This is a genomic window from Pseudomonas typographi, assembly GCF_014694385.1.
GTDB lineage: Bacteria > Pseudomonadota > Gammaproteobacteria > Pseudomonadales > Pseudomonadaceae > Aquipseudomonas > Aquipseudomonas typographi.
The window spans coordinates 1-20897 of the sequence record NZ_JAAOCA010000012.1 but is presented as its reverse complement, the minus strand read 5'-3'; the positions used below and the strand labels follow the sequence as shown (position 1 = coordinate 20897).

19 protein-coding genes are annotated in these 20897 nt (G+C 63.2%); 9 read left to right on the top strand and 10 right to left on the bottom strand.

From position 1 onward, the window contains the following. Window positions 1–11: 11 nt before the first annotated feature. The 4 genes from HAQ05_RS11025 to HAQ05_RS11010 all read right to left on the bottom strand — a co-directional run bounded on the left by HAQ05_RS11025 (window position 12) and on the right by HAQ05_RS11010 (window position 3658). Window positions 12–845 carry a carbohydrate ABC transporter permease gene (locus HAQ05_RS11025; protein WP_190420363.1) on the bottom strand — a complete coding sequence of 278 codons (834 nt, stop codon included), beginning with the start codon at window positions 843–845 and terminating at the stop codon, window positions 12–14. 10 nt (window positions 846–855) lie between these two features. After that, the gene (locus HAQ05_RS11020; RefSeq protein ID WP_190420361.1) at window positions 856–1785 is read right to left on the bottom strand and encodes a carbohydrate ABC transporter permease; all 930 of its coding nucleotides are present in this window, start codon (window positions 1783–1785) and stop codon (window positions 856–858) included. Window positions 1786–1852: 67 nt separating this feature from the next. Beyond that, window positions 1853–3157, bottom strand: coding sequence for an ABC transporter substrate-binding protein (locus HAQ05_RS11015; protein ID WP_190420359.1), 1305 nt, complete (start codon window positions 3155–3157; stop codon window positions 1853–1855). A gap of 204 nt (window positions 3158–3361) precedes the next feature. Beyond that, entirely contained in the window at window positions 3362–3658 is a 297-nt protein-coding gene (locus HAQ05_RS11010) for an RcnB family protein (protein WP_190420357.1), read from the bottom strand. Between the two features lie 172 nt (window positions 3659–3830). Between HAQ05_RS11010 and HAQ05_RS11005 the strand changes: the two genes are divergently transcribed. Then, window positions 3831–4721, top strand: a complete 891-nt coding sequence (locus HAQ05_RS11005) for an RHS repeat-associated core domain-containing protein (RefSeq protein ID WP_190420355.1) — start codon at window positions 3831–3833, stop codon at window positions 4719–4721. A 56-nt stretch (window positions 4722–4777) separates the two neighbouring features. Here the strand turns inward: HAQ05_RS11005 and HAQ05_RS11000 are convergent, their stop codons facing one another. Continuing rightward, window positions 4778–5560: a substrate-binding domain-containing protein gene (locus HAQ05_RS11000; protein WP_190420353.1), complete on the bottom strand. Its 783-nt coding sequence runs from the start codon at window positions 5558–5560 to the stop codon at window positions 4778–4780. Between the two features lie 250 nt (window positions 5561–5810). After that, the gene (locus tag HAQ05_RS10995) at window positions 5811–6530 is read right to left on the bottom strand and encodes a pirin family protein (protein ID WP_190420351.1); all 720 of its coding nucleotides are present in this window, start codon (window positions 6528–6530) and stop codon (window positions 5811–5813) included. Window positions 6531–6834: 304 nt separating this feature from the next. Here HAQ05_RS10995 and HAQ05_RS10990 point away from each other — a divergent pair, with 304 nt between their 5' ends. After that, on the top strand, window positions 6835–7755 hold the full coding sequence (locus HAQ05_RS10990; protein ID WP_190420350.1) for a hypothetical protein: 921 nt from the start codon (window positions 6835–6837) through the stop codon (window positions 7753–7755). A gap of 115 nt (window positions 7756–7870) precedes the next feature. Further along, on the top strand, window positions 7871–8146 hold the full coding sequence (locus HAQ05_RS10985; protein ID WP_190420348.1) for a hypothetical protein: 276 nt from the start codon (window positions 7871–7873) through the stop codon (window positions 8144–8146). Here HAQ05_RS10985 and HAQ05_RS10980 read toward each other — a convergent pair. Next, on the bottom strand, window positions 8140–9552 hold the full coding sequence (locus tag HAQ05_RS10980) for a sugar porter family MFS transporter (RefSeq protein ID WP_190420346.1): 1413 nt from the start codon (window positions 9550–9552) through the stop codon (window positions 8140–8142). The two genes, HAQ05_RS10985 and HAQ05_RS10980, sit on opposite strands and share 7 nt — an antisense overlap. 129 nt (window positions 9553–9681) lie before the next feature. Between HAQ05_RS10980 and HAQ05_RS10975 the strand changes: the two genes are divergently transcribed. Further along, entirely contained in the window at window positions 9682–10308 is a 627-nt protein-coding gene (locus HAQ05_RS10975) for a nucleoside/nucleotide kinase family protein (RefSeq protein WP_190420344.1), read from the top strand. Here the strand turns inward: HAQ05_RS10975 and HAQ05_RS10970 are convergent. Beyond that, window positions 10302–11174, bottom strand: a complete 873-nt coding sequence (locus HAQ05_RS10970) for a LysR family transcriptional regulator (protein ID WP_190420342.1) — start codon at window positions 11172–11174, stop codon at window positions 10302–10304. The two genes, HAQ05_RS10975 and HAQ05_RS10970, sit on opposite strands and share 7 nt — an antisense overlap. An 84-nt stretch (window positions 11175–11258) precedes the next feature. Here HAQ05_RS10970 and HAQ05_RS10965 point away from each other — a divergent pair, with 84 nt between their 5' ends. The 5 genes from HAQ05_RS10965 (at window position 11259) to HAQ05_RS10945 (ending at window position 18932) form a co-directional block, all read left to right on the top strand. Beyond that, window positions 11259–12305: a glutamine amidotransferase-related protein gene (locus HAQ05_RS10965; protein ID WP_190420340.1), complete on the top strand. Its 1047-nt coding sequence runs from the start codon at window positions 11259–11261 to the stop codon at window positions 12303–12305. Between the two features lie 172 nt (window positions 12306–12477). Continuing rightward, window positions 12478–12687, top strand: a complete 210-nt coding sequence (locus HAQ05_RS10960) for a hypothetical protein (RefSeq protein ID WP_190420338.1) — start codon at window positions 12478–12480, stop codon at window positions 12685–12687. A gap of 107 nt (window positions 12688–12794) precedes the next feature. Next, on the top strand, window positions 12795–13064 hold the full coding sequence (locus tag HAQ05_RS10955; protein WP_190420336.1) for a metal/formaldehyde-sensitive transcriptional repressor: 270 nt from the start codon (window positions 12795–12797) through the stop codon (window positions 13062–13064). Continuing rightward, window positions 13061–14026 carry a CDF family Co(II)/Ni(II) efflux transporter DmeF gene (dmeF, locus tag HAQ05_RS10950; protein WP_190420334.1) on the top strand — a complete coding sequence of 322 codons (966 nt, stop codon included), beginning with the start codon at window positions 13061–13063 and terminating at the stop codon, window positions 14024–14026. The genes HAQ05_RS10955 and dmeF overlap by 4 nt, the downstream gene beginning before the upstream one ends. 70 nt (window positions 14027–14096) lie before the next feature. Beyond that, window positions 14097–18932, top strand: coding sequence for a dermonecrotic toxin domain-containing protein (locus HAQ05_RS10945; RefSeq protein ID WP_190420332.1), 4836 nt, complete (start codon window positions 14097–14099; stop codon window positions 18930–18932). Window positions 18933–18971: 39 nt separating this feature from the next. Here the strand turns inward: HAQ05_RS10945 and HAQ05_RS10940 are convergent, their stop codons facing one another. Beyond that, the gene (locus HAQ05_RS10940; protein ID WP_190420330.1) at window positions 18972–19274 is read right to left on the bottom strand and encodes a hypothetical protein; all 303 of its coding nucleotides are present in this window, start codon (window positions 19272–19274) and stop codon (window positions 18972–18974) included. Window positions 19275–19539: 265 nt separating this feature from the next. Beyond that, complete coding sequence (locus tag HAQ05_RS10935; protein WP_190420328.1) at window positions 19540–20619, bottom strand: enoyl-CoA hydratase/isomerase family protein; 1080 nt, start codon at window positions 20617–20619, stop codon at window positions 19540–19542. Between the last annotated feature and the right edge of the window lie 278 nt (window positions 20620–20897).

The window sequence follows — 20897 nt, the reverse complement described above, 5'->3', positions numbered from 1 at the left end:
TTGCGCGCGGTTCATTTCACGGCGCCGAAAGACAAGCCGCGTACCAGTTGTTTCTGGCTGATCCAGCCGAAAATCAGGATCGGCGCACAGGCCAAGGTCGAGACGGCCGAAAGCTTGGCCCAGAACAGCCCTTCGGGGCTTGAATAGGAGGCGATCAGCGCGGTGAGCGGGGCGGCCTGGGAACTGCTCAGGTTCAGCGACCAGAACGCCTCGTTCCAGCACAGGATCAGCGACAGTAATGCGGTGGACGCCAGCCCGCCCTTGCTGATCGGCAACAGCACCCGCAGCATCTCTTGCAGCAGGGTGGCGCCGTCCAGGCGCGCGGCTTCGAGGATGTCGCGGGGAACGTCCTTGAAGTAGGTGTACACCATCCACACCACGATCGGCAGGTTCACCAACGTATAGATGATGATCAGGGCCAGCTTGGTGTCTAACAGGCCGGTGCCCTTGGCCAGCAGGTATATCGGCATCAGTACGCCCACCGGTGGCAGCATTTTGGTCGAGAGCATCCACAGCAGGGTTTGTTTGGTGCGCTTGGTTTCGTAAAAGGCCATCGAATACGCCGCTGGCACCGCGATCAGCAGGCACAGAATCGTCGCGCTGAAGGAAATGGCGATGGAGTTCCAGGCAAAGTGCAGGTAGTCGCTGCGCTCCTGGATGTGGATGTAGTTCTCAAGGGTAGGATGAAAGAAAAACAGCGGCGGCGTGGCGAAGGCGTCGATTTCGGTTTTGAAGCTGGTCAGCACCATCCACAGGATGGGGAAGAAGATCAGCAGCGCAATCAGCCACGACAGGCCACCCAGCGCCACACTTTGCAAACGGCGGGATTGTTTGAGCGTCATCATGAGCCGGCCCTCAGCCTTTGTCGGTCAGGTTCTTGCCGATCATCCGTACCAGGATGACCGCCGCGATGTTGGCGATGACCACGGCGATCAGGCCGCCGGCTGACGCCATGCCCACGTCGAATTGCACCAGTGCCTGGTTGTAGATGAGGTACGCCAGGTTGGTCGAGGCGAAGCCCGGGCCGCCGTTGGTGGTGGTGAAGATCTCGGCGAACACCGACAGCAGGAAGATCGTCTCGATCATCACCACCACCGCGATCGGCCGCGACAGGTGTGGCAGGGTCAAATGCCAGAAGATCGCCCCCGGGCCCGCGCCGTCCAGGCGTGCGGCTTCTTTTTGTTCCAGGTCTTGGGATTGGATGGCGGTCATCAACAACAAAATGGCGAACGGCAACCATTGCCAGGCCACGATGATGATGATCGACGCCAACGGGTAGTTGGCCAGCCAGTCGATCGGCTGTGCGCCAAACGCCCGCCACAGCGCCGCGAGAATGCCCGACACCGGGTGGAAGATCAGGTTCTTGAACACCAGCGCGCCCACCGTGGGCATGATGAAGAACGGTGAAATCAACATCACCCTCACGATGCCGCGGCCGATAAAGTCCGAGGCTTCCAACAGCGCGGCGACCAATACGCCGCCGACCACGCTGATGATCAGCACACTGAGCACCAGCACCACCGTGTTCCAAATGCCGGGTAGGAAGCCCGAGTCGGTGAGGAAGAAGCTGAAATTCTCAAGGCCGACGAATTCGTTTTCGCCGGGGTACAGCAGGTTGAAGCGGATCAACGAAAAATAAAGGGTCATGCCCAGCGGCACGATCATCCAGAGCAACAGCAGCAGTACCGAGGGGCTGACCAGGAACCAGCCTGGGTTGCTGCTGCGGCGGCCCACAGCCTTGCGTGTGTCGCGAAGCTGGGCCTTGTTGGCGGTTTGGGTCGTCATGGGGTTCGCACCTGCGAAGGGCCAGGCCCGGCTGGCGCCGACGGGCGCCGGCCGGGCCAACGGCGGTTTACTTCGGATAGCCCGCGTGTTGCATGTCACGCTCGGTCCTCGATTGCGCGTCGGCCAGGGCTTGGTCGGCGCTCATCTTCTCGGTCAGGGCGCCAGAGAAAATCTTGCCCACCTCGGTGCCGATGGCCTGGAACTCTGGGATCGTGACCAATTGGATACCCACGTAGGGTTTGTCTGCCGTGGCGGCCGGGTTGGCCACTTTCAGCGACTCGAGGGTAACCTTGGCAAACGGCGCCGCTTGCAAGTAGGCTTCGCTATAGGTCGAGGCGCGAGTGCCTGGAGGCACGTTGGCGATGCCGTCTTTGTCGGCGACCAGCTTGGCATAATCGACCGAGGTGGCCCAGGCGGCGAAGGTTTTCGCCGCAGCCTGTTTTTTGGAACTGGCAGGGATCGCCAATGCCCAGGAGTACAGCCACGATGTGCCATTCTCGGTGCTTTGGTGCGGGGCGAAGGTAAAGCCTACGCTGTCGGCCACCTTGCTTTGCGATCTGTCGGTCACGAACGAGCCGGCCACCGAGGCGTCGACCCAAATCGCGCATTTGCCGCTGTTGAACAGCGCCAGGTTTTCGTTGAAACCGTTGCTCGACGCGCCGGGTGGCCCAGATTTTTTCATGTTGTCGACGTAGAAATTGAGCGCGTTTTTCCAGGCATCGCCTTTGAATTGCGGTGCCCAGCTTTTATCGAACCAGGTGCCGCCGTAACCGTTGGCCAGCGTGGTGAGCAGCGCCATGTTTTCACCCCAGCCCGGCTTGCCGCGCAGGCACAGGCCGTACTGGTCTTTGCCTTTGTCAGTGAGTTTTGCGGCGAATTGGCCGATCTGCTCCCAGGTGGGTTTTTCCGGCATGGTTAGGCCGGCTTGCTTGAACAGGTCGGTACGGTAGTAAGTGATCGAGCTTTCGGCGTAAAACGGCAGGGCATAAAGGTTGCCATTGGCCGACAAGCCCTCGCGCACTGAGGGGAACACGTCATCAAGGTTGTAATCGGCCGGCAGGTCCTTGATCGGCACCAGCCAACTCTTCTCCCCCCACAGTGAGGCTTCGTACATGCCGATGGTCAAAACGTCGAATTGGCCGCCGTGGGTGGCGATGTCGGTGGTCAGCCGCTGGCGCAGCACGTTTTCTTCGAGCACCACCCAGTTCAGCTTGATATCCGGGTGCTGCTCTTCGAACGTCTTGCTCAACCGCTGCATGCGGATCATGTCGCTGTTGTTGACCGTGGCAATGGTCAACGTCTCTGCAGCCAATGCCGGCCCTGCCAAGCCCAGGCAGGCGGCTGCCAGCCACGCGTTTGCTGGAATGCGCATCGTGCTCTCCTGATTATTGTTGTTTTCACCTGTACTGCACAGGGCAGGTGCGTTCATGCATTACAACGTTGTGGTGGCGGTTGAACAACGCCAGCGCCGCACCCGGGGTGATACTATTTTGCACTGCCAGGTGCGAGGCTAACTGGGCACCAGGGGTTCACCCGCCGAAAAATAAACCCAGCGAGGGAACGTCGCATAAAAGTGTTAGTTAACCCCCGGCTCGATCTGTTCGATGGTCGAACTGGCGCGGTTGACCAGCACATACTTCCCCCCGAACTGCACCCACTGCGTACCGGCCGGCGGCTGTTTAAGGCCGCGTTGTTGCCAGTCTGACAGTTGCGTGTCGCTGCGGGTGTATTTGTCTGGCGCCGCGTCGCCTACTTTCAGTTCATCGCGGATGAGGGCCTGGGCCTGGATATCTTCGGCGGCCTGGGCGATCAGGCTGGCGTCGCTCAGGCAGCCGAGAAATACCAAGCAGGCGAGCAGGGCTTTTGTGTCCATCGTTCGCTCCTGAAGTGGTCAAGTACTCAACTGAGACTGAATACTGAACATTTTATTCGATCCGAACAGCACTTTAGCGATACGTCGAAACCTAGCAAGGCTACTAGTTGTGGTTGGGCTGGCTACCTGCCAACGTCGCCGGACGTCCAAGTTGCCAAAGGTAGGAGTGACCATGGCTGGAAACCTGCTGAGCGTGGAGATGAATGGGAGCGTTATGCGGCGCCTAGGCGGTGCCAGTACCGGGATGACGAATTATGGCCCATTCGGTTTTGCGCCGCTAACTGGTTGCCGCTCAGCGTTCAACGGCCAGTGGGCTGAGCCTGCTGGCCGATATGCGTTGGGCAACGGTTACCGTACTTATCTAGCCAGCATGCTGCGTTTCTCGGGCGCCGATGCATTGAGTCCATTTAACGCCGGTGGCACCAACGCCTATGCATACGCGATAGCAGATCCCATCAACCGCTTGGACCCTACGGGCCATTTTTCGCTGTCGTCGGCATTGCGCTCGTTATTCGGGCGAAGCGGGCGCTCAGTCGGGCAGGGGCGAGCGGCCGAATTGGTAGACCGCGCGAGCAGGACTGGGCCGGCGGTGTTTATGGGTAACGGCATGGCCGTCGGGTTTGCCCCTAAAAAGCACCGCCTGGTCATACAGGGCCATGGCAACACCGAATCTCGCATGCAGATAACTGGGCCTGGCTCAGAAAGACACTTCGCCACTGCGACAGAGGTTCATGAGTTGCTGCGAAACGACCCGGCTGTTAATGGCTGGCTGGCTGAAAGCCGTAGTATTGAGCTCATTATGTGCTACGGCGCAGGTACAGTGACGCCTGGCCCGCTTCCCTTTGCCCAAGACTTGGCGAACAATAGCGGGTTGCGCGTTAAAGCGTATCGTGGGCCGGTTATTGCGACCACTCCCGAGCCCTATGATAATTGGTTTGAACATATCCGCACCAGGGCTCAAGTTAAAAACATCGAACTTCCCTGGGTTAAATACAGCGACCAGCCGGAAAGTCCGTCCGGGATCTCCGAATATTATAAGCCGCGATATTTCAAGCCCGCATGAGCTGGGCACACCTGGTTCGCGCCTAGGCGGCCGTGCGCACTTTTCGTATCGTTACCCTACTCGCTTGATACAGAGTCCAGCCCGGTTCGTTGTACGGTTGGCTGAGATTCAGGTGCAGCCAGATACCGCAATAGTGCCTTCGCTTCTTCAGTATGCCGGGCACCCGTCGGCACCCCGGCCGCAAACCGCGTCACCGACTGCAGCAGTTCCGGGATCTTGCCCACGAAATGCGCACCCTTAACCGGCAACAGTTCGCTCACCTGCTGCAGGCCCAACTCAACCTTGCCTTCGGCCACCTGCGAGGCCACGGGAATGCGCGGAATCATCTGCGCGCGACCTTTTACCTGCGCCTCGATGCCCAGCCTCTTGAACATCTGTTGCTCGATATACACCCCGCTGGCGCTGTCGGAGTAACCGATCGAGCGAGCGTTGAGCAAGGTGGCCTTGAACGCGGCTTCGGTGGAAATGTCTGGCACCGGCGCGCCATCTTTCACTGCCACGCCAATGCGCGAATCGGCCAGCTCTACCCGTGAATCCGCGCGCACTTTACCTTGCTTGATGAGTTCATCCAGGGCATAGCCGACCATGATCACCACGTCGGCGGGCTCGCCCCGGGCCAGGCGGTTGGGAATGGCCTGGGGCGCCTGGCCCATGGACGGGCCGAGTTCGGTGTGCAAGGTGTTGCCGGTGGCCTGGGCCCACTTCGGCCCGAGCACTTGGTACGCGGCGGTAAAGCCGCCGGAGGTCATCACATTGACTTCAGCGGCCTGGGCCAAGGGCGCCAGCGGGCCGGTAAGGGTGAGCAGGGTAACGGCGAGGCGAAGGTAACGGCGAAGCATGGCGGGGCCTTTTTATTGTGGAAACCCGCCAAGCCTAGCCGTTTTCACTGATCGTCGCGGCTTGATTTGTGAATCAGGTACATGGTGTAGGCGAACGAACCCAGCGTGCCGGCCACGATGATCAACATGATGATACCGTCCATATCGCACCTCCTTGAGGGCTTCAGAGTGGGGTAGGTGCAATCATGCGCCGGCGCTCGGTGGCATAACAGGGGCAGTTGTTCATTGAAAAACCGGAGCAGATGGCACCCTAAACCTCCGGTAGCTCATGTGGCCGCAGGTCGAACACCAATACCTCGGCAGCGTTGCCGCCACCCAGCTGCAGGGTGCGCTCCTCGCGCACCCGCACTCCATCGCCGGCCTGCAGCGTTTGGCCATTGAGTACCAGGCTGCCACGTGCCACGTGAACATAAGCGTAGCGGTTTGGCGGCAAGGTCAATTCAGCGTTGTCCGGGCCGTCGAACAAGCCGGCGTACACGCGTGCATCCTGGCGCACCTGCAACGACTGCTGCGCACCGTCTGGCGAAATGATCAAGCGCAGGCGGCCGCGTTTGTCGGCTTCGCTGAAGTGCTGCTGCTGGTAGCGCGGTGCGGCACCGGCCACGTTGGGCACGATCCAGACCTGCAGAAAATGCACCCCTTCGCTGGAAGAGTGGTTGAACTCGCTATGGGTCACCCCTGTGCCTGCACTCATCAATTGCACATCGCCCGGGCGGATCACCGAGCCGGTGCCCAGGCTGTCTTTGTGCGCCAATGCCCCTTCGAGCACGTAGGAAAAAATCTCCATGTCGTGGTGCGGGTGTTGGCCGAAGCCCTTGGCCGGCGCCACGCGGTCGTCGTTGATCACCAGCAGGTCGGAAAAACCTTGCTGTTGCGGGTCGCGATACGCGCCAAAAGAAAAGGTATGGTGCGATTCGAGCCAGCCGTGGTGGGCGACGCCGCGGTCGGTGTGCTTGCGAAGTGTGAGCATGGGTGGCCTCTATCGACAATGGGTAGGGCAGTGTACCGCCTGGGCAGGGTGTTTCAGAAGTTCGCACAATGTTACCGGTGCCTCTTGCTGCCGCCGGCGTTTTTTGCATGAGCGGTTAGGCAAGCCGGCGTGACCTGTTCTATGTAACAGTTACGAAATGTGTCCGTCGCTGCCTATCATGCGCCATCGCGGGTTGGAGATGATTGCAGTGCGGTATCCAGTGTGTGTTTGGCGGTGCCCCACGGCGCCCGGGCGCCTACATGTACTGTGTAAGCCGCCGCAGGGCGCACGGCTGACGCTCAAATTGTTCAAACAACGGTTTGGCGGATTTGAAACCCTGTCCCATTCGGCCGATATCAGCGGTGGCCGGCTGCTGGTGTGGGCGGTAGAGGCGGGCACCGATTATCGGCTGTATGGCTTTTGCACGCGCAATGGTGCCTTGGAGCCCATGAGTACGTGTTTGCCCACGGCTGCCCAGTGGGCCCAGCTTACCCCGCCTTCAGTGGCGGCCCGCACGGGCCTGAAGGGCAGCCTGCATGGCCGGTTCAAGGGCCGTGCCGAGTTACACGTGATGTTCCGCGAAGACCGCCTGACCAGCACCCAGGCGCTGCCTGAACTGCGCCGCGGTGAGTGGCTGCGGGCGGTATTCAACGCCGGGCTGCTGGCCCCGGCCTGCGCGCAAGCGCCGGTGTTGCGGCGCTTCAATAACTTGTACCGGCTTGAAGGCGCCAGTAGTAGCGAGCGCCTACTCGAACTTGGGGTAGCGCTGGAGCGGCGCGCCGATGTTGAGTATTGCTCGCTAGACCCTGCCTTGATGACTTGGCACGCTGAGCATTTCGCCGAGTTGCTTTACGCGGTGCGCCCTGGGTTGTGCTTGGCGGTGCCATGGCGCTACCCGGCGGCATTCGCCCCACGCGGTGCCGCGGCCGTGCAGAGCAAATTGATCTGGGACTGCATGCTGGGTTGCACCGAGGCCCAGGCCACGGTGTTCTATTCGCCGGGTTCGGCCATGCCGGGCTGGGGGCACAATGGCGCCATCGGCGTGCCGGGCGTTCGTGGTGCGGGTGCCTTGCAGCAGAAGGTGGCGTACGTGAATGCGTTGGTTACATCGTGGGCGCAGGCTTATCCCGGCAGCTACTTACCGCCCAACGCCCTGCGTGCCTGGCTAGGCGACGAATGCCAGGCCCAAGCGCTGGCCTCGCTTGAGGCGTTGCTGGCCGGCTGAAGGTGCCGCCGCCCAATGGCTGGCCGTTCGCCGGAAACCCTATTGAAACATGAAAAGAAACCGATCATCCTCAGGCCGAGTCGAAGTGCCATAGGCACATGGGAGGCCGCGCCGCATGGACAAACAACAATTGCTGGCCAAGTTCGACGACCTGGTGGCAGACCTTGAATACAGCGACGATCAGCACGCGTTGATGTTAAGCACGGGCATGGCCTTGGGGTGGCTCAATGCCTTGTATTATCAAGGGCTGCTAGACGGTTTCGCCGAGTGGGAACGCCTGCACGGGCAGATCAGCGAGGCCGCCGAGCGCTGGGTGCCGCCACCGGCCCAAGGGCCGGCGCGGGAATGGGCACGCATAGACGTGCGCGCGCTAATGAAGGGCCGCTACTGAGCGCGTTGGCCGGCGCGTTTTTCTTTATAAGGGTAAAAGTGATCGGCACGCAGGGCGTGTTCTATCGATTCCAAGCTGCGGCCTCGAGTTTCTGGCACATAACGGTAGATAAACACCAGGGACACCAGCGAAATAGCCGTATAGACCCATAAGGTATGGGCGATGCCCAACCAAGTCACCAGGCTGAGGGTGGTCAGCGTCACCAACAGGTCGAAGAACCAGTGGCTGAACGCGCCCACGCTGGCACCCTTGCCGCGCACGAACAGCGGGTACACCTCTGAGTTTATAAGCCAGATACACACCCCGAAGCCGCCGCAATTGAGCATCAGGTAGGCCGCCAGGCAGGCTACGGCTAGGTAGCGTTCGTTGTCAGTGGTCGGCCCCGCGCCCTGAAACAAATAGCCCATCAGTGCCAATGCCACGATCGAGCCGGGGATCATCCACAGCAGGTAGCGCCGCCGGCCATAGCGGTCGACCAGCACGCTGCCGATCACCGTCATGATCACGATCAACAGCGTGCTGCCGCCGGTGGCCAGCACGGCCATTTCGTCAGAGAACCCCGCTTTGGTGAGGATGGTCGGCGCATAGTAAATCAGCGCGTTGTTGCCGGTGATCTGCGAGAACATCGAGATGCTTGCGCCCACCACCAGCGCGGGCCGCACCCACGGCTGGAAGAGGTCTTTCCAACTGCCTTCGGGCTGCTTGAGCGAAACGGTCTTGATCTCTTCGATCTCGGCCTGGGCGCGTTCGGGGTTACCCCGCACCTTTTCCAACACTAGCCGAGCATCGGCTTCGCGCTGTTTCATCAATAACCAGCGTGGGCTCTCCGGCAATACCACCATGCCGGCCAGCAGTATCAACGCCGGTAGCACCCCGAGGGCGAACATCCAGCGCCAATGTTCGCCCAGGGCAAACCCTGTGAAGTAGGCAACGGTGATGCCGAATACCACCATGAATTGGAACAGCACCACCAGCTTGCCGCGGTGCTCTGGCGGTGCCACTTCGGCGATGTACACGGGGATAATCTGCGTCGAACTGCCCGCCGACAAACCCAACAGAAACCTCGACAGCACCAGCATCAGCACGCTGCCGGACGCAGCCGACAGCAGCGAGCCGAGGGCGAACACCACGCCCACCAGGATGATCGAGCGGCGCCGGCCAAAATGGTCCGACACCGGCCCGGTGCCCAGGCAGCCAAACAGTGCGCCGAAGATGATGCCGCCGGTGACCAACTGTTTGAGCGTATCGTTAAGCGCGAATTCGCGGCCCAGGCCCAGCAGGGCCACGCCGATGATGCCCGTGTCGTAACCAAACAACATCCCGCCCAGGGCAGCGATCACCGCGATCCAAATGACCAGGCCGGGCTGGCGCCTGGCAGGGTTTTGCGGATTATTATTCGAATGCATAGCAGTCTCCTTGCCGATGCGCTGAGGGTTTACTCGCCGTTAAAGACGTGCGTAAGCACAATTAGTGCAATTATTTGTAATAAAAAATGTCTTGTTTGAACGGTTTTATCCTCAGAGGCCACCCCCGCTATGCAGTTACCTGATGCCTTGATCCGCCGGGCCCACGCGCTGATGGGCAACCGCCCACGAACCTTGCTCGGCATCGCGGGTGCGCCCGGTGCGGGCAAATCCACCGTGGCCCAATTGCTCGCGCAAGCGTTAGGCGAGCAGGCGGTGATCGTGCCGATGGATGGATTTCATTTGGCCAACCGAGAGCTGGCCCGGCTGGGGCGTAGCGAGCGCAAGGGTGCTCCGGATACGTTCGATGCCGAGGGCTACCGCGCCTTGCTACAACGGCTGGCCGAAGTACGCCCAGGGGAGGTGGTGTATGCGCCGTATTTTGATCGCGAACTGGAGGAGGGCATTGCCGGTGGCATCGCCGTCGCGCCGCAGGTGCGGCTGGTGATCAGCGAGGGGAACTACCTGTTGCTGCCAGAAGGCCCCTGGGCGCCGGTGGCGAACCTGTTCGCCGAATGTTGGTATGTTGATGTACCGGCCGAGCAGCGCCGCCTGCGCCTCGTGCAGCGGCACATGCGCTATGGCCGCAGCCGTGAGCAGGCCGAGCGCTGGGTACAGCAAACCGACGAGCCCAATGCGCGTACCATCGAAGCCCACCGTGGCCGTGCAGCGCTGCAGGTGCCGTGGCGCGATCAGTGATTGGCGGCGGTCGTGAAGTGCCGTGCCAGGCCTTCGAACACCTTCGCCACCGCGGGGATATGGCGGCAATCCGGACGCATCAACAGCCATAGGGTGCTAGCGCAGGCGACGGTGGGCTCATCGAGCACTTGCAGCGGCGCCTCGATCAGCCAGCGGGGCAACAGCGCCCGGCCCAGCCCGGCCCGCGCCAACTGGGCCACACCATGCAGGCCGTGGGCGCTATGGGCAATGCGCGCGGCCGGAAAATGCTGCCGGCGCCAATCGCCGGTCGGGTCTTCACCGGGCCCTTCTTCCAGCGCGATCCAGGGTGGCGCGCCACCGCCGTCGCCTTGCAATAGCCGCGGATGCGCGCACAGCACGAACGGCACCGTTGCCAATGGCCGGCCGACCAGGTGCTGTGGCGGCTGCTGGCATAGGCGTACCGCAATGTCGGCCTCGTGGCGGCTCAAATTGGCGAAACCCGGCCCGCCGTGCAGGCGCAACTCCACCCCCGGCAGCGCCTCGAGCACCGCACCCAGGGCGGGTGCGACCAGCGCTTGCAGTACCGCTTCGCTGCAGGTCAGGCGCACGCAGCCCTGGACCTGCTCGCCGCCCAGGGTGTGTTGGCGTGCGCGTGCCAATGCTTGTTCCGCTTGCTGTGCCTGTGCCGCCAATGCCTCGGCCAAAGGTGTAGGGCTGTAACCGCTGCGAGGTTTGTCGAATAGGCGGGTGCCCAAGGCTTTTTCCAGGCGCTGGATGGCCCGGAATACGGTGGATACATCCTGGCCCAACAGGTCGGCGGCCTTGGCCAGGCTGCCGCCACGCACCAGTGCTAGCACCAGGCGAAGGTCGTGGTATTCCAAGGGGTAGTGCGTGGGTGCAAGCATGCTGTGTGGCCGCGCCTATTCCGTCAGGGGTACGGCGATCTTAAGCTGGCCTGGCCCTGATTGCCCAGCGAAAGGAAACCCCGCATGTATGAGCGTTTACCATTGCGTATTGGCTTGGTTGGTGACTACAGCCCGGATATTGCCGCGCACCGTGCGATCCCTCTGGCCCTGGACGGCGCGGCGGCCGTGCTGGGCGTAGCGGTAGCGATGACCTGGCTGCCGACGACCGAATTGAGAGACATACCCGCGGCATCATTCGACGCCCTGTGGGTTACCCCGGGTAGCCCTTATCGCGACACCGACGCGGTGTTGGCCATCATCGGCCAGGCACGCACCGAAGGTATCCCCTTGCTGGGTACCTGCGCCGGGTTCCAGCATGGGGTGCTGGAGTTTGCCCGTTCAGTATTAGGCCAGGCCGATGCCGCCCACGGGGAAATCCACCCTCACGCGGCCAACCCGGTCATCACACCCCTGGCCTGTGCGTTGATCGAGCAGCGGCTGCCGTTGCGCCTGGCGCCAGGCTCGCACTGCGCAGGCGCGCACGCCAGCCTGTCGGTAGAGGGGCGGTTTCGCTGCCACTATGAGATGGCGCCGGGCTTCGAGGCGCAGTTGGCCGGCACTGGCCTGCAACCGATAGCCTGGGATGCCGACGGGCAGGTTCGCGGCCTGGAGCTGGCCGGGCACCCGTTTTACGTGTTGGCACTGTTCCAACCGGAACGCACGGCGCTCGATGGGCACGTGCCGCCGTTGGCGGTCGCCTTGCTGCGCGCCGCGCAACACCGTGCCTTACCACGCCCGATGCTGGCGCCTACACCCGCGGTGCCGTACTACGCCGTGGTGTTCAGCTCGCTGCGCACACCGGTTGAACAGGGTTACGCCGCCATGGCCACACGGATGTTGGCCCTGGCCGCAGGCCAAGCGGGGTTTCTCGGTGCCGAGTCGGCCCGCGGCGACGATGGTTTGGGCATCACGGTATCGTACTGGGAGAGCCTGCAGGCCATTGCCGCCTGGCGCGAGCACGCCGAGCATAGCGGCGCCCGCCACTTGGGCAAGGCGCAATGGTATGCCCGCTTCAATGTGCGGGTGGCACGGGTGGAACGTACGCAGCAGTGGCCACCGCAACCGGTATAAGGGCAACGCAGCACGGCGGCAAAAGCACCGCCAAAAGGGCCACGCAACTTCTGAGACACCACACTAGGTAAAACCCGCGGCATCCTGTACCCTCGCGGCACGTGTGGTATTTCAGAACGTGGCTGCTTTTCGCAAGGGAGGGCGCCGTCAGTTGAATAATGACGAGAGCCGATTGCGCCGCTTGAAAATGGGCGAGCAGATGGTCGAATGGGGTCGCCAGTGGGCGCTTGAAGCGGACATGGTCCGCTGCCCGTTCTGCCACAGTGTGCAAACGGCGTTGCATGCCGACCGTTCCTTCGTGCATGACCCCGGCTGCCGGGGCGGCAACGTGGGCGACCAGTACCCGTGGCGGGCACTGGCGTGGATCCTGCGCGAGCTGTAGGGCGCCTGTGGCTTTACCGGCCGTGTTCAGGCATCGCCCGGGGCCGATTGCCCTTCCGGCCCGGCTCGGGCAGTATTCGTACCCTATAGGCACAGGGAGTAGGGTATATGAACACACATGCGAACCACCAGCCGATGCTGCAACGGGTTCGCAGCATCGGCGGCCAGGTCCAGGCTATCGAACGGGTGCTGGAAAGCGGCGCCGACCACGGCAAAACACTGCGCTTGGTCGCCGCCACGCGCCGTGCCTTCAATGGCCTACTCGACGAAAGCATCCAACACCACCCGCGTGAGCACGTAGCTCACCCTGCATTGAGCGATGCTCGGCCCGTGGGCCTTGAGCAACTGCTCGGCGCGCTGCGCCGTTACGGCAAATGAGCCACGATCACCGGTTTCTCTCATCCAGCCACGACGACAATGCCCGCCGCACCCGCGCGGTGATGTGGCTAACCCTGCTGGCCATGTTCGGCGAAATCGTCATGGGCTACGTGACCGGCTCCATGGCGCTGCTTGCCGATGGCTTCCATATGGCCACCCACGCCGGCGCCTTGGGGATTAGCGCGGCTGCCTATGGCTATGCGCGCCGCCACAGCGATGACCCGGGCTTCAGCTTTGGTACTGGGAAGGTCGGTGAATTGGCCGGGTTCGCCTCGGCGCTGGTGCTGATGTTGGTGGCCGTTGGCATTGCTGGCGAATCGCTGGTGCGTTTGGTCAACCCAACCCAGGTGGCGTTTGACACGGCCATGGCCATTGCCGCTGTGGGATTGCTGGTTAACATCGCCAGCGCCTTGATGCTGGGCCACGGTGATGCTCATCACGATCACGATCACGATCACGATCACGATCACGATCACGATCACGATCACGATCACGATCACGATCACGATCACGATCACGATCACGGTCACACGGCCCACGCGCACCACGACAGCAACTTGCGTTCAGCCTATGTGCATGTGCTGGCCGATGCGCTTACCTCGGTGCTGGCCATCGTCGCGCTGCTGGCCGGGCGTTTTCTCGGTTGGGTCTGGCTTGACCCGGCCATGGGCGTGGTGGGCGCCCTGGTGATTCTGCGCTGGGGGTGGTCGCTGTTGCGCGCCAGTGCCCAGGTGCTGCTGGACCGTACCGAGGCGCAGGTGGCCGAGCACCTGCGGCGCGAGGTGCAAGCCCTGCCCGGAGCACAGTTGGCAGACCTGCACGTATGGCGGGTGGGGCCGCAAGCGTGCGCGGCTATTGTGAGCGTGGTTGGCCCTGTGGAACCGGTGCGGTTGCGTTCACGGCTAGAACAGGTTGGGCAAGTTCGTCACCTCACGCTGGAGGTGTTGCAAGCGGCGAGGTAGTAAAGGTATAGGGCAGGCAAGGCGTTTCGGGCCCCTAGGCTACTGGTTTTTTCGCGTAAGGACCGGCCCCATGCCCCGCTTTCTGTCCCCCAATCTGGCGCTGATCGACCAGCGCCTGCCCGCCTGGCTGCGCCAAGCCACCCAGGCCCGGCGCACACTGCTGCAACAGCGTATCCGTGCCAGCCTGCGCGCGCATAGGCAATTGGCCCAGGCGTTGGCCCCGGTACAAACCCCGAAAGCGTTCTGCACCCCGCTGTTACAGCGAGCGCTGGTGCATTGGTACCCCGGCGCCACGCTGCCGCCGCTGGCAAGGGCCCGGTTGGTGCGCCATGTTGAGGGCCAGCGGCGGGTGCTGTGCTGGCTTGAAGTGGCGATGCAAAATCTTGAAGCCGGTGCCCGCGTGACCCTCTATGCCGATGAAGAGGCCGCCGCCCCGCTGGGGCTGGACCCTGGCCGGTTCGTGAGCGGGGTGCGTAACCTCGACCTGGGGCGGCGTTACCGCGACCACCTGGGTGACCACCTGGACACCGACACCTTTCGCAACACCCTGCGCGGGCAGGACCGTGCAGCATTCGCCGCGGAGGTGACGGCGGGGTTGTTGCAGGGCCGGCTAGACAGCCGCGGTGAGGCGTTGGCCGAATCGCTGTTGGCCGGTGTGAGCGAGGTCGGCCCGGCGCGGCGGCCCTTGCAGTGCAATTACCTGAGCCTGTTCGGCACCCCCTTGAGCGGGCCATTGCTGCTGCGCCTGGCGCCGCAAAACCAGCCGGAGCCATGCCTGTTGTACCTGCCCGGCGACCCCGAAGGGGCGCTGCGCCAGTACCCCTCGGCGCAGGCTGTGGCCATGGCGCTGACCCGTAAACTGTGGTCGCAAGCCTATTGGCCGTACTTCTGCCGCTTCGTGGGCCATGCGCAACAGCCGCAGTTCGCCACGCGCCTGCGGGCAACGCTATTCCCACGTTACCCCTACCGCGAGTTGCACGGCACCACACCGGTGCTGAAAAAAGGTGAGGCCGTTAGCTGGCTCAAGCGCCTGTTCCCCGGCCCGCGCGACCTCTGGCAGGAAACCCTGGACGAAAACGTCCGCCTGCCGTTCGAGCTCAGCCCGTGGCTGGGGGACTGCTTCAGCGCACGGGCGCGGGTACAGGTCGAACGCCAGTTGCTCGATGCCGCCGCGCTGGTGGTGCCGGTCAGCCAGTTGGACAGTGCCGCGCAGTGGGCGCGGGTGGAGCATTGGCTGGGCGTGGGGCTGACCGTGCTGAACGTGGCAAGTTTTTTCGTGCCGGGGTTGGCCGAAGGGCTGCTGATAGTGGGTGGCGCCGAAGTGGTCGATGAGTTTCTCGAAGGCGTGCATGCGGCCGACGAAGGGCAGGCCGACGCGGCCGTCGCACACCTGTTCGAAGTGTTCGAGGCCCTGGCACAGTTTGCCGCGCTGGGGGCCGCGAGCCATGTGGCCGAGCCGCTGGGCCCACTGCACGACTGGGTGGCGGTGCCGGGGCCCGAAGGCGAGCGCTTGTGGCATGGCGAGCTGGCGCCGTTTGCCCGGGCGACCCCCTGGCCGGCGGGCACCGCGGCCAATGCCGAGGGCCTGTACGCTTGGCACGGGCAAAGCTGGCTGGGCTTGGAGGGCAAAGCATATCCGCTGGAGGCCGGCGACGATGGCCTGTGGCAACTGCAGCGTGCGCCGGGGCAGCATTACCAGCCGCGGCTGCTGGGCAATGGCCAGGGTGCCTGGCGCCTGGCGCATGAGCGGCCGCTGGCGTGGCAAGGGCCGCAGTTGCTGCGGCGGCTGGGCCCGGCCGCAGAGGGCTTGAGCGACGATACGCTGATGCGGGCATTGCACTGCGGCGGCTACAGCGAGGCGGCGCTGCGCCGCGTGCACCTGGACCACAGCGCCACGCCGGCATTGCTGCTGGACCTGCTGGAGGCGTTTGGCGGCGAAGGCCTGGCACCGCCCACGCACCCAAACAGCGCGCTGCTGGCGCGGGATTTTCCCGGTTTGAGCCGGCGCGCCCAGGTTGAAATCCTCGAACATGCGCGCCCGGCGGACCTCACCGCCCTGCGCGAACGCGGCCAAGTACCGCTGGCGCTGGGCGAAAGCGCCCGGCTATACCTGCGCGAAGGGCGTATCAACCGGGCCCTGGCGCGTTTTTACCAGGCTGCGGGGCCGGCTGCCGACCGCGACGCTTTGGTGATCCAAGGGCTTAAGCACTTGCCGGGCTGGACCGGCAACGTGCGCGTGGAACTGCGTGAGGGTAGCGCCACCGGCGCCGTGGTGCATGCCAGCGGTGGCGGGGGGGTGACCAAGACGGTGGTGCGCCGGGCCGAAGGCTATGAGCCGCGCGATGAGCAGGGGCAGGCCCTGGCCGGTTACGTCGATGTGTATCACGCGGTGCTCAACGCGCTGCCCGACAGCGAACGCCGCGCGTTGGGTATGGATATCCATGAGCCACTGAAGCTGCGTGATGGGTTGTTCCAACGTGCGGCCCAACGCCGCGCACGAACCGCGGCGCAGCTCGGCCTGGCGCCGGTTCGCCCGCTGTATCGTTTGCCCAGCCGTGCCGTCGATGGACGACACATCGGCTACCGGCTCAGCGGCAGGGGCCGTGGCTGGTTGACCGAAGACGAGTTGTTCGACGAGTTGTACCCCAGCGCCGAAGGCGATGGCCGCCCGCTGCTCCGGCAGCATTTGCGCCACCAAGCGGGCAGTAGGCCAGGCGCGTTCGGGCGTTTGCTTGAGCGGTTGCGTAGTGAATACCGCCAACTGAACACGGCGCTGGAAAGCTGGGTTAATGGCCACCCAGAGCCGCCTATCGAAGGCGGCCAGGAAACGCGCATAGCTGCCCGCAGGCGCATGGCCGAGCAGATACGCCGTGCGTGGCGGCGGGAAAACCCCGATGCGCCCACCGGTAGCCATGATTACGTTCATTTGGTGATTCACACCCAGGACGCCGGAGGCGTTCCCGAATTGCCGGTGCAGCTAGAGCCCGTACGTTCGCTGACGATTACCGGTGATGGCGTGAACGAGACGCCCATGTTGGGCCCATTTTTGCGCGCGTTTCCGCGCGTCCAACACCTGGATGTGGGCAGCAATAGGCTTGCCCAAATACCGACCGAGATGGGTGACCTAGCCAGCCTTGAGTCGTTGGACCTGTCGGAAAACCGCATCGACCTCAGTACTGAACATAACCTGGGCGTGCTGCGACGCTTAACCTCACTGCACCGGCTAAGCGTCATGGATGCCCTGGTCGATTTGCCGGTAGCGGTGCTGGACCAACTGGCCGAATTGCCCCAGTTGGAAGGCTTGTATGTGGACCTGAACGATCTGGAACTGGGCGCCGAACACTTCCAAGCCTTGCAGCGCTGGCCTGCGCTGAAGATACTGGCGTTGGGCTCGAACGAAATTATCCTAACCGAAGACGCCGTCGCCGCATTGGCGCAACTGAGCCATTTACAGGCGTTGTTCATGGAAGAAAACCCGCTGGGCATGCCGCCAGACCTCAGCGGTTGGGTACATTTACAACGGCTCGATCTTTCGCAATGCAATTTGACGCAGTGGCCGCCGGGGCTGGAAGCGTTGCTGAACCAGGACCCTTTGGTGTTGCGCGACATCGACTTGGCAGGCAACGCCTTGACAGACGCACCGAGGCTCCATGGCAGTACCTTCGCAAGGGCCATCCTAGAAGGGCGGCCGGGGGTGAGCTATGAGTTCGATGGCAACCCCTTCAGCGAACAAGCCCTGCGCAACTTGGCCGGGGCGGGGTTGCCGGCGGTCGCCGGCGAGCCCGATAACCCGCCTTGGTATTCCGAACTTGCGCCGGGTTTGCAGGCCCATTGGCAGGCCTACGCCCAAGCTCCGGATTGGCAACCACTTTATGATTTGTTCAACCGCTTGGGCAATACCGGCGATTACTTGAGTAACTCGCAGGGCATGCGCCTGCGCATACAGTATGTATTGCGTACGCTTGGCGCTGATGGCGGCCCCGATGGGCCCGCCTGGGGCCGGGCGGGCCTGCATGAGCAGGTGCTCCAGCACCTGCGCGATGCCACGCAAACCTGCGTTGACCAGGCCAGCTTGTTATTCCAGCGTATCGAAACCGATGTGCTGGTATGGCACATGGTCAACGGTGCCGCGGCTGGGGAAAACGCTGAAGTTGTCGCCGTAAGTACCGCCGCTGGGTTGCTGCGGCAGAACCTGTTGGATGAACGCGTGGGTGCCTTCTACAACGCCCGGGTCGCCCGGCGCCGCGCCCTGGCCAATGCCGAGCAGGCCCCACAGGCGGGGGAGGCGCCGGCCTTACAGGCGGGTGATGACCTCAGCGACGAGGCACTGACCGCACCGGATTATTTGGTCGATGAGATAGAAATGGCGTTGTACGCGCGCATGGCATTGTTCGACCGCTTAGGCTTGCCACCGCAACCGCAGCACATCCTGTTCGGCGAATTGGCCAGGTTAAGCGAGGCGACGTTAGCCCACCTGGGCGATGCGGTGTTGGCCGAGGCCACCGGAGAGGCGATTGGCAATTGGGCCATAGAGCAACCATTTTGGACCACGTGGCTACGCCGCCTGCGCCCGCAGGCATTCACTGGCTTCGGCCGGCAGTGGGATGCTGCTGCCGAGTATTACACCGAGTTGAGCGAGGCGGCCGGCGCACCTGGGCCTTATGCCGGCCCGCGCGTACCTACGCCTTACATCGAAGCGCTGGAGCGCGAACTGGGCGATGTGCCTGGCCTGGCTTGGCGAGTGAATGGCGCCTTGCAGCGTATTAGCCTGGCGGCCGGCCGCTACCCTGGGGAAAGTGCACTGTACCAACGCGCCGGGCAGTTGTTGCTCGAGGCCCGCGCCCAGGCCGAACGTGTATTGATCGGGCACTTAACTGGGGAAATAATCCACGGGAATTGGCCCTGAGCCGCCTGGCGGTACGGCCTCGGGGCTGCACCGCCCAGGTTATTCCTGTTTTTCACTGCCCTTGCCTTGGCTATTGCCACCCACCGCACCGCTCCCAGACGGGGCACTGGCATCGCCCTTCGTGGCTTTGCTGTGGCCCGCGGGGGTTTGTTGCGGGTCGGGAATCGACGCGCCGCCGTTACCACCGGTGCCTTTGGAACTCGGGTTGGCCTGGGTGCTGGGGTTGCCAGTGTTATGTTCCGGGGTGTTCGACGCACCGGCGTCGGGCTGGGCGGCCATGGCGCCCAGGGACATCGCGGCCAGTACGCTGGTCAAGGTCAGGCTGATCAAATGCTTTTTCATGATGGACCTCTTGGTCTGCGGGGTATGAAGGTTGGGCTTCACAACGCTGCCTCAGTGCCACTATGGCGACGAACGGTCGTCGGCTGCGCGCCTGAGTAGGCCCATTTGCGGGATGAGGGTATCCGGCACTTAGCTGCCGGCTTCGCCATTAGTTCGTAGGCGCGCGGGGGGATCTCGGCCTGGGTGACTGGGTGGGCCATGCCATGGAACTGCTGGTCTTCTTCTGGCGGTCCCCCGGCGTTCATCGGCTGCCCCCTGCAATGGGCTACAGGCGTTCGAAAAACGAATGGACGATGGCCGGGTCCAGGCCCGCGAGCGTGCGCGGGGCCCAACGGGGTTGGTTGTCTTTGTCGACCAACAGGGCCCGGATCCCTTCCAGAAACTCACCGTGGGCCAACCATTGCTTGCCTACGTGGGTCTCCTGGGCAAAGCAGGCCTCCAGCGGTAAGCGGCGCCCGCGCAAGAGCAACTGATGGGTTACGGCCATCGCCAGCGGCGAGCGTTGCGCCATCGTCGCGGCGGTACGCAATGCCCAAGCGCGGCTGCCGCCCACCTCGACCTGGCGTAGTTGTTCCATCATCGCCGGCACGTCGGCCTGGCCGAAAAAATGGTCGATAGCCGTGCGCAACGGGGCCAATGAGGGTTCGGGCAGCACTTGCACACCGAGCTTGGCAAGAACGTTTTGTAGGTCTTTAAGCGGGGCGGCGGACCATTGGATACGCAGTAGCCGTGCCTCAAGCGTTGCCAGCCGCTCACGCGCCAGGTACCAGTCGGCCAAGCCGCAATACAACGCATTGGCCGCATCGATGCGCTCACCGGTAATGCCCAAATAGGTGCCCAGTTCCCCGGGTACGTGAGACAAAAAATAACTGCCACCCACGTCGGGGAAAAAGCCGACAGCGGTCGCCGGCATGGCCAACTGGCTGTATTGGGTCACTACCCGTAGGGCGGCGGCCTGGGCTAAGCCCATGCCACCGCCCAGGCAATAGCCGTCGATGATCGCCAACACCGGTTTGCGGTAGTGGTGTAACGCCAGGCCCAGCGCGTATTCCTCGCTGAAGAAAGCTTCATGCAGGGCCAGGCGGTGGTGGTAGCTGTGGTACAACGCACGCACGTCGCCCCCGGCGCAGAACGCCTTGTCGCCAGCGCCGCGCAGCACCACCGCCTGCACCTCGGCATCTTGCGCCCACGCATCGAGGGCCGCCTGTAGTTGGCGAAGCATCTCCAACGTGAGGGTATTCAGGCCGCTTGGTCGGTTGAGGGTCAGCCAGCCCAGGCCATTGTCAACATGGGCCTTTACCGCGGGCTGTAACGCACTGTCGGAGGTGGTCGCCGCTGCCGTCATCTGGGTTCCCCGCAGTTGTTTTGGGCTGGTAGGGTGTCTGAGCCGTTACCTGCACACTGTAGACGGTGCCTTTTGCCGCCGGGCGGGGCGGCACCCGTATAGGCGCCACAGGGCGGTGCCGTTGTCGGGCGAGTACGCCTGGTTTTCTTCCCGCACAGCGATTGCACAGCCCCTGAGCATAGCCGGTGAGCTACGCTCATACCCGTTCCGGCGGCGTTTCGCTTGGCGGGTCGCCGATGGTGGGGGGTACGGTAGGTTTCAACGGCACCGGGTCTTGT